Raw genomic sequence first — 10,244 nt, forward strand, 5'->3', positions numbered from 1 at the left:
GTTGCCGGGACGTTGCTTTTTATTGCCTGGTAGTATTATTTTCTTTCGGGCATTTTTGTGGTCAGTGGTTTTTCATTGCGTAGCATTTTTGCTGCTTCGCCTGTTAACCACAGGTAATGATCTGATGGTTTCCCGTCTAAATTAATAAATGGAGTGGTACTGCTCACCGGTGGCTGGTCGCTTGCTTTAAAGATGGCGGTGGCCTCATTCACTTCATCGAACATGGCTACATATAACATGCTGGCGCCGGCGGTTAAGGCAGTGGAAATCTGCTGCCAGTAAAAGCGTCCGCCCTGGCGGGGGATGGAGCCTACAGGTTTCACATCATCCGGAAATTCATAGCGGCTCAGGTTGTGCCAGCTGAAGCCGGGATATATACAGGGTACATATTCGATGTGATTGGCGCGGCACCAGGCCAGGTCGTCGATAAGATTATCGCGGAACCGGTCCATATCGTTATGCAGCAGCGGGGAGTAGCGTTGCACGGTCCATGGCAGCAGTATGTCGGCCTGTTTGATGATGGTGTGCAGGTAAGGATCCGGTAAACAATCGGCGTTCAGGTTGCGCCAGGCGGTGGGTACGCCCAGCATAACAGCGCAGCCGCCGTACACCGGGTCATTTTTCAGGAAGTCGATGAGCCGTTCCAGGCCAATATTCCGGAGGTTATAAGGACGGTCGGGAAATCCAATCCCCCAGATAGCTACCACCGGTTTGCCATTCTGCTGCAGGTAGGTTTTGGCGCCCGGCTGATTGGTTACTTTCAGTTGATCCACCAGGTACTTCCAGTCTTCAATAATAGCGGAACAATCTTCTCCATGGGCGCTTAACCCGGAAAGATCGTACATCACGGCAATGGCCCTTTTATACTTTGAAGCCGCGGCAAAGGCATTTTTCAGGATTACAGACGAGGTGCTGTCGCGGTGTTTGGCATTATTAAAAAAGCGTTGCATAAATACGCCGTCTACCCCGTATTGCTGCATCCATTTAAAATGGATATCCACGGTGCTTTTATCGTAGGAGCTGAAGAAACGCGCGGGTTGCCCGTTAGCCAGTTTAAAAGGCGTGGCGTATGTTTTTTCATACTCGCTCACATCGGGCCACATATCTATACCACTGCGGGTTTCATCGCCATAGGAAAAGCGGCGTGCGCCGGAGCCGTCGCCTTCGGCCCGGAACCATCCCTGGTAGCCGGCCATCACCAGGCCATGATAAGTAGGATACTGCGATTCCCTGCTGTGTTTCAATTGTGCCAGGGCGGTAATGCTCAGCAGGGAGAGAAAAGCTGTTAAAATACGCTTCATATATGTATACTGTTTGTTATTAACGTGGAAACCATAGCTAAAAAGAGGAGAACCCGGCTTGCCCGGATTCTCCAAAAGGTTTTGCATTCACCTTAGTTGTGTTTCCCGGCATTAATGCCGGAATAAGATGCAAGTAAAGCAGGAAGGACTAACAGGAGCGTTAACAAAGCATTAATTGCAGTAATTAATAGCATATTAACGCCATTAATGGGGGAAAACAGGCTATTTTTTTCGTGTTGCACTTCCAGGTGCTGCAGGTTTTAATCCTTTATCTTATCTTCCTGTATTCACAACCCGGATTTTATGTCAGCCAGATCAAACAGATTACTATCAATTGATGCCTTCCGCGCTATTACCATGTTACTGATGATTTTTGTAAATGATGTAAGCGGTGTACAACATATTCCTGCCTGGATAGAACATGTTCGCGGGGATGAAGACGGGCTCGGGTTTGCAGATACGGTGTTTCCCACCTTCCTGTTTATTGTGGGGCTTTCTATTCCATACGCCATTGGGTACCGTATTCAGCAGCAGCAATCCTTTATTAAAATTGAAACGCATATTATATTAAGGTCGTTGGCGCTGATTGTAATGGGGTTTTTCCATGTAAACCTGGAAAGCTACAGCAGTGCGGCTTTGCTGCCTTATGCCGTTTGGGAGCTCCTTATTACACTGGCTTTTTTCCTCATCTGGATGGATTACCCGGTTACCCTGTCAAAAACGTTGCGGTACGCGCTTACGGGTGGCGGCATCATATTGCTGGCCCTGATGGCGTACCTGTATAAAGGAGGAGAACCGGATCATCCGCATGGCATGCGGCAGTCGTGGGGCGGTATCCTGGGCATCATCGGGTGGGCTTACCTGGTAAGCGCCACGGTGTACCTGCTTATCCGGGGAAAATTTGTATGGTTAACAGTAGCATTGCTGCTGTTCCTGGTCGTCAACCTGGGCACACATGGAGGCTGGTTCCCTTTCTACCTGCCTGTTATAGGCGATGCCTCTTCTATTACCCTGATCATTGGCGGTGCATTCATTTCCGCGTTATACAGCCGTCTTTTACAACAGCAACGCATCAACGCTGTATGGATATACCTGTTTTTATCCGGCGTGGGCGCTATTGTACTGGGGTTCCTGGTAAGACCTTATACAGGCGGTATTTCCAAGATAGGTTCCACGCCGGCCTGGGTGTTGATTTGTGGCGGTATTGCTATCCTGGTATTTGAATTTTTAATTTTCCTGGTAGATGTGAAAGGCAAATTCCACTGGTTCAGGATCATCAAACCAGCGGGCACCAGTACGCTTACCTGTTACCTGATGCCGTATTTGCTGTACGCTGTTTTTACGCTGACGCATTTTCATTACCCTGCCTGGTTCAATACCGGCGCCGGGGGCATTATCCGTTCGTTTGCAGTGGCATTTGCGCTGATTATCCTGGTGGGCTTCCTGGAGAAAAAGAAACTGCGATTAAAGATCTGACACATTCTAATCAAAAGATATGATGAAGCATTTGCATTCACCAAAGAAAGGAGGTATCTGTTTTTTAATGCTGCTACTCCCGGCTTTACTTAACGCTACTACCCCTGCGCCACAGATGTTTGAACAACATACCGCCGCGCAGGTGAAGCCGGTGATCATCGGCTATGTAGGCGGGTTCAGGGGATTGGTGAATACAGACAGGATTGCACCCCGCAAGCTTACACACATTAATTATGCATTTGTAGATGTGCAACATAACCGCGCGGTGCTTACCAACGAAAAAACAGATACGGTAAACCTGCGCCGTATCAATGAGCTCAAAGCGATTAACCCGGAGCTGAAGATCCTTATCTCCATCGGGGGCTGGGCCTGGAGTGAAAATTTTTCCGATGCCGTGTTAACGGATACCTCGCGCAAAGCCTTTGCAGCAAGCGCGGTGAACATCATCCGTAAATACAGGCTGGATGGGGTGGATATAGATTGGGAATATCCCGGCCGCCCCGGGGAAGAAGGGAATGTTTACCGCCCGGCAGACAAACAAAACTTCACGCTCATGTTTATGGAGCTGCGTAAGGAGCTGGATAAGTTGCAGAAAGAAACCAATCAGCAAAAACTGCTCACCACAGCAGTTGGTGGTTTTGCTGCATTCCTGGAAACAACAGAAATGGAAAAGGCGGCTAAATACCTGGATTATGTGAACCTGATGACCTATGATTTTTATTCGGATAAGAAAGCAGGGCATCATACCAATCTCTACACGCCCGCAGATAATCCCGGCGCACTATCAGCCGATAAAGCCGTAAAAGCCTATGTGGCCGCTGGGGTGCCCGTAGAAAAACTGGTGATGGGCATTGCCTTTTACGGGCGCCGTTTCCAACTGGCCGACAGTATTGGTACCGGGTTGGGTGGGAAGATCGTATCACAGTCTTTCGGTAAAGGCTATACGTTTACAAAAGACAGCCTCGTAAACAAAAACGGTTTTCATGCCTACCGCGATGAAAGCGCCAAAGCGCCTTACCTGTTCAATCCCTCCACGCGGGAGTTTATTACCTACGACGATGAATGGTCCGTACAAAACAAATGCACCTATGTAACCGCTGCTAAAATGGGCGGCGTGATGTTCTGGGAGTATGCATCCGACGAAAAGGAATACCTGCTGGATGAAATTAATGCCAGCTTATATCCCAACCGTAATAAGCCTGCCTTTGCCGCACTGGTGTTGTATGAAAACGGCGGGCATCATCTTGCATTTTCAAAAGCGGCCAAAATCTGGCTGGATAGCCTGGCTGCAAAAAGGCATATCCATCTTACCTATATCACTAATACAGACGTTATCAATGAAGCATACTTAAAGCAGTATCAGCTTTTCATCCAGCTCGATTATCCCCCTTATGGCTGGAAACCCGCAGCAGCTGATGCTTTTGAGCACTACATCAACGAAGGTGGCGGTGGCTGGATCGGGTTTCATCATGCCACCCTGCTTGGTGAGTTCGATGGCTTTCCCATGTGGAACTGGTTCTCCGGCTTTATGGGCGGTATCCGTTTTACCAACTATATCGCCGGTTTTGCCGATGGAACAGTTACAGTGGAAGATAAGCAACATCCTGTGATGAGGAATATTACATCTCCCTTTATTATTAATAAAGAAGAATGGTATACCTATAACAGGAGCCCCAGGCCACAGGTACATGTGCTGGCCAGTGTGGATGAGAACTCTTATGTGCCTGCATCTGATAAGAAAATGGGCGATCACCCGGTGGTATGGACCAATGAGCATTATAAAGCCAGGAACATCTATATTTTCATGGGACATGGGCCGGCCTTGCTAGGTAACGCTGCATACACGCAATTATTTGAGAACGCTATATTCTGGGCAGCCGGTGAATAGCAACTGCTGTCCATAAACCCAAACACAAAAAAATGAAAAGAAAACCATTGTTACTATTCCTGCTGTTGCTGGCGGGCGCCACAGCTATCATGCTGACTTTGCCAATGATGCGGTAATAACCCAGCCCCAGGTTAAACAAGGATGTGGAACTTTTAGTAACTTTAGATACCGCCAATTACCCGCCCGGAAAAAAGAACCTGCTGACCTACGGGGATATCCCGGCAGGGTGGACCAATAAAAGATACAATATGCTGTATGTAAGCATGAGGCATGGCGATAAGATTTTACGGACCCGTTACAGAATAAAATGTATGAAGATGCCATCCTATGGGTGGGTTGTAAGAAAAAATAAACCATTTAATATGGAAAAGAACTTTCTTATCAGCAGCATGCTCTGTTTCATATTGCTGCTGCCACTACTGCTGAAAGCGCAGCAACTGCCTATTGGCGCAGCAGCGCCGGATTTTAACCTGCCGGGCACCGATGGGAAAAACTATACCCTGTCGTCTTTTGCAGATGCCAAAGTACTGGCGGTGGTTTTTACCTGTAATCACTGTCCTACTGCGCAGGCGTATGAAGACAGGATAAAGCAGCTCACTTCCGACTATGCCGGCAAAGGCATGCAACTGGTAGCTATTATGCCTAACAATGCAGAAGGGTTGCGGTATGATGAGCTGGGGTACACCGACCTGGGTGATTCTTTCGACGATATGAAGCAGCGGGCAAAAGATAAGCAGTTCAATTTCCCTTATTTATATGATGGCGATAGTGAAATTGTATCGCGCGCATATGGACCAATAGCAACGCCGCATATTTTTATTTTTGATAAAGAAAGGAAGCTGCGTTACCAGGGAAGGATAGACGATATGGAAAATCCTGCGAAGCAACCAGGATCGAAAGACGCGCGGAATGCCATTGAGGCGGTGCTGCAGCAACGCGAGGTACCGGTAACGGTTACGAAGGTTTTTGGTTGTTCGGTGAAGTGGAAAGATAAAAGCGGCAGCGTGGAAAAAGCAATGCAGGCATGGGCAAAGGAACCGGTAAGCCTGGATACCGTTACAGTAAGCGGTATTAAGGAACTATTGAAAAATACATCATCCAATTTGCGGCTCATCAACATCTGGGCTACCTGGTGCGTGCCTTGTGTAGCAGAGTTCCCTGAATTTATTATCCTGGCTAAAACATTCAGTGAGCGTGATTTTGAATTTGTAAGTATCAGTGCAGATGAACCGGAAAAGAAAGATAAGGTGCTGCAGTTTTTAAAGAAGAAATATTCGTCCGGGAAAAACTATCTCTTCACCGGGAAAGATAAGTACGAGTTGATTGAAGCAGTGGATCCAAAATGGCAGGGCGCTTTGCCTTACACGGTTTTGGTAGAGCCGGGTGGGAAAATCGTATATGCGCAACAGGGAGAGATTGATCCCGTTGCGCTCCGTAAATTAATTTTTCATAACCGTATGATCGGTCCCATGTTTAAATAGATCGGCATCCGGCCACTTTGTATTGGGGTCGTTTACCGCCTTCCATAGTAACCCGTCGAGGTCGTTAAAGAAGCTGCTATCGGTACGGGTATTGCAAAGCATCACCCAGTTGAATCCTTTGTGTGCGCGTATTATTTCGCTGGCAGTGCCGGGGAGTGAGCCGGAGTGCCACCAGTTATGATAAGGGTTTACAGCCCATCCCAGAGCATAGCCGGGGTTGGCTTCGGAACCGGTGGTCATTGTTGCGATGGTTTTTACACCCAGTATATCCGCCGGTACCGGGAACCCATCTACATGCACCAGCAGGCGGGCGAGGTCTGTGGCGCTGGCTATCCATCCTCCGTGCGCATCCATGCGGGTAATGTTATAAATATAAGGCTGTTCGCCGTGCTGGCCGTAGTATACTACTTCCTGTGGTTTCCTTTGTACAAGCGTATTTCCGCCTATCTGCATATCAGTAATGCCACAGGGCTGCAGTACTGCCTTTTTTACATAGTTCTCATAAGGCATACCTGATACTTTTTCAATGATCCGCCCGAGAATGCAATAACCAAAATTGGAATAAGCGTATACCGTTCCGGGAATATTCTCCAACGGCTGATGATCGATGGTCCATGAAATCAGTTGGCCTGCGGTCATGTGAGGATGGCTGAACATAGGATCTGCGTTGTTGTTGGTCCATCCGCCGGAGGTATGTTCCAGCAACTGGCGAATGGTGATCTTTTTCAGATTCTCTGCGTAGGGTGGTGTGCCATACTGTGTTCCCAATACGGCGTTAGGGCCAAATACCCGGTCGCTGAGCGAGAGTTTTCCTGTTTCCACCAGTTTTAATATAGCCGTAGCTGTTATACACTTTGATACACTGGCAATGCGGAACAGGTGTTGCGGGGTTACGGCGGTATGTTGGGCAGTATCTGCATAGCCGTAGCTGCGGGCATATACCAGTTTTCCCTGGCAGGTTAGCGCAACAGACATTCCAGGCACATGATACTGGTTCATGAAAGCCAGTATGGTGCTGTCTATCTGCGGGAGGGATTGTGCCCCGCCGGCTTTTGCTGTGAGCAGGCATACCAGCAGTACAGGTATATATCTCATGAAATTAAGGTACAAAAATATTTCCTTCCAGGTAGGTTTTGCAGGTTCCTCCAATCAGCACCCGGTCGCCTGCATTCACACAATAAAGCTTTCCTGTTCTGGGCGATACCTGCAGGGCAATCATTTCTTTCTTATCCAGCTGGTGGCTCCAGAAGGGGATGAGTGAACAATGGGCTGAACCCGTCACGGGGTCTTCAAAGATGCTGGCTTGTGGTGTAAAGAACCGTGATACAAAATCGACGTGTTTGCCTTTGGCGGTTACAATAATGCCGCCGGGGTCCAGGTTGATCTGGTCGAGGATGGCTTTATCCGGTTGGAGGTTGCGTACAATTTCCTCGTCGTGATACACCAGGATATAGTCCCTGGCCTTTAGCACTTCCATGGGGTATACCCCCACTCCTTTAAGGATTTCCGTTGGCAGGGTAGCTGGTACTGCTGGTCTTGACGGGAAATCGAGCGTGAGCAGGTCGTTGTTTTTGGAAACGGTCAGCGGTCCGCTTTGCGTATGGAAGGTGATCTGGTGCATATCCCATCCGAGGTGATTGAACAGTACGTGCGCACTGGCCAGGGTGGCATGTCCGCAGAGGTCCATTTCTATTTCGGGTGTGAACCACCGGAGTTCGTAATGCCCCTGCCGGCCGGAGGGAATAAAGAAGGCCGTTTCCGGCAGGAAATTTTCCGCTGCAATCTTCTGAAGTATTTCTGTTGGCAGCCATGCTTCCAGGAGACATACTGCTGCCGGGTTCCCGCCAAACAGCTCATGTGTGAAAGCATCTACCTGGTAAATGGGTATATGCGGCATGACGGTTATTTTTGGTGTTGTAAGGTAAAGGTATTGCTTTTTTGTGCGTGTATGTTCCGGGGAAGGGTGGTGGCCCAGAAAATCAGCCCGGCACCGCTGAGCGCACTGCCCAGCAGGCATACGGCTGTCCAGCCGGCGTATGCATATGCCGTGGTGGCGGCAATGCTGCCGAAACCGCTGCCAATGGAATAAAAAAGCATATACCCTGCTATCATCCGGTTCCGCGACTCCGGCCGGATATTATAAAGCATGCTTTGGTTGGTAACATGTACCGCCTGGATAGCCAGGTCCAGGAGGATGATACCGGCAATCAACGCAGCCAGTGAACGAGGGGCAAATCCCAGCGGCAGCCATGACACCAGTAACAATCCCAGTGCCGCGCCTGTAGTGCGCTGGCCATGGCCCCGGTCGGCCAGCCGGCCTGCACGCGCCGCGCCTAATGCGCCCGCCATGCCAATTAACCCGAACATGCCTATTGCAGAAGAGGAAAAGGAGTAGGGTGGCGCACTAAGTGGCAACACCAGCGATGACCACAATACGCTGAAAGCAGCAAAAATAAAGAAGGCAATAACAGCGCGTACCCGCAGTACAGGTTCCTGTAAGAATAAGCGGAACAGGGAAAGCAGGAGTTGCGGATAAGTGGCGATGGCTTTTTGTGGGTCGCTGACGGGTAATACCCTGTACAAGGCGCCGGCAGTTAGCAACATCAGTGCAGCGGAAAAGAAATATACTGACCGCCACCCCGCTATATCTGCAAGGGCGCCGGATACAGTACGCGCCAGCAGGATGCCCAGTACCACGCCGCTGGTAACAAGGCCCACTACCCGGCCCCGTTCTTCCGGGGCAGCCAGTGTGGCTGCATAGGCTACCAGTGTTTGTGTAACTACTGCCAATAATCCTACAGCTGCAATACCACCCAGGAAGGGTAATTTAGCCGGGGACCAGGCCACAGTGAGCAACGCGGCTGCAGCGAGCAACAGCTGAACGGCAATCAGTTTGCGGCGGTTGAATAAGTCGCCCAGCGGCAACAGCAGCAATAACCCCAGGGCATAACCTGTTTGCGTAACGGTAACAATAATGCCTAATGAATGTGAAGGGATCTCCAGGTCGTTTCCCATCCTGTTCAGCAGGGGCTGTGCGTAATATACATTGGCAACAGCAAGTCCGCCTGCCACTGCGAAAAGCAGGGCGGTATACCGGTTGAATTTTTGCATAAGTGTGATAATTATTTTGTACTAATTAGTACAAAATAGATGAAAGAAAAGTATTATTGGTTCGTTGTTTAACTAATGTTTTTTGATTGTGATTAAGCAGGGATTTTAATTGTGCTCCTGGTTAGCTAAGGGAGTTTAATTATATTCCTGGTTAATGAAGTATTTTCGATTGTGTTCCAATTACATTCCTGGTTAACGAGGCGTTTCCAAGTGCATTCCTGGTTAGTCAAGAATTTTCAATTGTGTTTCTATCAGTTCCGAAAGCGCTTCATTGTCCGGGTAAATGCGCCGGGTAATGCCAAGCCCGTTCCAGTTGTTGAGAAGAAGGCGGGCCAGCAGTGCGGGTTCCATCTTTGAATGCAAAGTGCCTTCCTGTTTTCCCCTCAGCAAGGCGTCAAGAAAAAGTCCCTCCAGCCCTTGCAGGTGAGTGGCGGCTCTTTTCATCATTGGGTTTTCGATATTGGAAAGCTCTGCTACTGCATTGCCAAAGATACAGCCGTTCTGATGTTTCGCCCTGGTGCTATGTGCTATCCTGCGGAAAAATTCACGGATATATTCCACCGGGTCATCTGCTGCATCCAGTTCTTTTCTGAATTGAGCCATTGCCTGGTCGCTGCGTAAGGCAAGCGCCTTTTCATACAGTTCTTTTTTACCGCCTTTAAAGGCCAGGTAAAAACTACCTTTGCCTATGCCCATCGCTTCCAGCAGGTCTTCCGTAGAGGTAGCCTCATATCCCTGCCGCCAGAAAACATCCGCTGCCTTGTTGAGTACTTCCTGGTCGTCAAATATTTTTGGTCTGCCTGACATATCTCTCCCTTTTATGGCCCAAAGATAGATTCTTTACCAAATAGTACAAAATTTTTCCGGGGGAGTGGGGGATCGCCTTCGGCGATTGTCTTGGTTCAGGATTACACTGATTATGCTGATTTGCCGGATTTTATTATTGTTTGATTTTTAAGACAGGAGAGGATAGGTGAGTATTTTGTT

8 protein-coding genes are annotated in these 10,244 nt (G+C 48.9%); 3 read left to right on the plus strand and 5 right to left on the minus strand.

Annotated elements, in window-relative coordinates:
- Positions 1-35 precede the first annotated feature (35 nt).
- Complete coding sequence (locus tag VN105_RS23905) at positions 36-1,301, minus strand: glycoside hydrolase family 71/99-like protein (protein ID WP_325644969.1); 1,266 nt, start codon at positions 1,299-1,301, stop codon at positions 36-38.
- A 303-nt stretch (positions 1,302-1,604) separates the two neighbouring features.
- Here VN105_RS23905 and VN105_RS23910 point away from each other — a divergent pair, with 303 nt between their 5' ends.
- The 3 genes from VN105_RS23910 to VN105_RS23920 all read left to right on the plus strand — a co-directional run bounded on the left by VN105_RS23910 (position 1,605) and on the right by VN105_RS23920 (position 6,146).
- Positions 1,605-2,777 (plus strand): DUF5009 domain-containing protein, encoded by a 1,173-nt coding sequence (locus VN105_RS23910; RefSeq protein WP_325644971.1) that lies wholly within the window; start codon positions 1,605-1,607, stop codon positions 2,775-2,777.
- 19 nt (positions 2,778-2,796) lie between these two features.
- Positions 2,797-4,665, plus strand: a complete 1,869-nt coding sequence (locus VN105_RS23915) for a glycosyl hydrolase family 18 protein (RefSeq protein ID WP_325644973.1) — start codon at positions 2,797-2,799, stop codon at positions 4,663-4,665.
- 362 nt (positions 4,666-5,027) lie between these two features.
- A complete protein-coding gene (locus VN105_RS23920) occupies positions 5,028-6,146 on the plus strand; it encodes a redoxin family protein (protein WP_325644974.1) in 1,119 nt (372 codons plus the stop codon).
- Here the strand turns inward: VN105_RS23920 and VN105_RS23925 are convergent.
- The 4 genes from VN105_RS23925 to VN105_RS23940 form a co-directional block, all read right to left on the minus strand.
- Entirely contained in the window at positions 6,105-7,241 is a 1,137-nt protein-coding gene (locus tag VN105_RS23925) for a serine hydrolase domain-containing protein (protein WP_325644976.1), read from the minus strand. The genes VN105_RS23920 and VN105_RS23925 overlap by 42 nt on opposite strands.
- 4 nt (positions 7,242-7,245) lie before the next feature.
- A complete protein-coding gene (locus VN105_RS23930; RefSeq protein ID WP_325644978.1) occupies positions 7,246-8,043 on the minus strand; it encodes a PhzF family phenazine biosynthesis protein in 798 nt (265 codons plus the stop codon).
- Positions 8,044-8,048: 5 nt separating this feature from the next.
- Positions 8,049-9,257: an MFS transporter gene (locus VN105_RS23935; RefSeq protein ID WP_325644980.1), complete on the minus strand. Its 1,209-nt coding sequence runs from the start codon at positions 9,255-9,257 to the stop codon at positions 8,049-8,051.
- 222 nt (positions 9,258-9,479) lie between these two features.
- Positions 9,480-10,064, minus strand: coding sequence for a TetR/AcrR family transcriptional regulator (locus VN105_RS23940; protein ID WP_325644982.1), 585 nt, complete (start codon positions 10,062-10,064; stop codon positions 9,480-9,482).
- Positions 10,065-10,244 lie beyond the last annotated feature (180 nt).

The sequence above is a fragment of the Chitinophaga sp. genome, from assembly GCF_035564935.1.
In the GTDB taxonomy this organism is placed as follows: Bacteria; Bacteroidota; Bacteroidia; order Chitinophagales; family Chitinophagaceae; genus Chitinophaga.

What these genes read in the sequence shown, in the direction of transcription:
- VN105_RS23925 (WP_325644976.1), bottom strand. Translation starts at nt 7,241, where the DNA reads ATGAGATATATACCTGTACTGCTGGTATGCCTGCTCACAGCAAAAGCC.
- VN105_RS23930 (WP_325644978.1), bottom strand. Translation starts at nt 8,043, where the DNA reads ATGCCGCATATACCCATTTACCAGGTAGATGCTTTCACACATGAGCTG.
- VN105_RS23910 (WP_325644971.1), top strand. Translation starts at nt 1,605, where the DNA reads ATGTCAGCCAGATCAAACAGATTACTATCAATTGATGCCTTCCGCGCT.
- VN105_RS23935 (WP_325644980.1), bottom strand. Translation starts at nt 9,257, where the DNA reads ATGCAAAAATTCAACCGGTATACCGCCCTGCTTTTCGCAGTGGCAGGC.
- VN105_RS23940 (WP_325644982.1), bottom strand. Translation starts at nt 10,064, where the DNA reads ATGTCAGGCAGACCAAAAATATTTGACGACCAGGAAGTACTCAACAAG.
- VN105_RS23905 (WP_325644969.1), bottom strand. Translation starts at nt 1,301, where the DNA reads ATGAAGCGTATTTTAACAGCTTTTCTCTCCCTGCTGAGCATTACCGCC.
- VN105_RS23920 (WP_325644974.1), top strand. Translation starts at nt 5,028, where the DNA reads ATGGAAAAGAACTTTCTTATCAGCAGCATGCTCTGTTTCATATTGCTG.
- VN105_RS23915 (WP_325644973.1), top strand. Translation starts at nt 2,797, where the DNA reads ATGATGAAGCATTTGCATTCACCAAAGAAAGGAGGTATCTGTTTTTTA.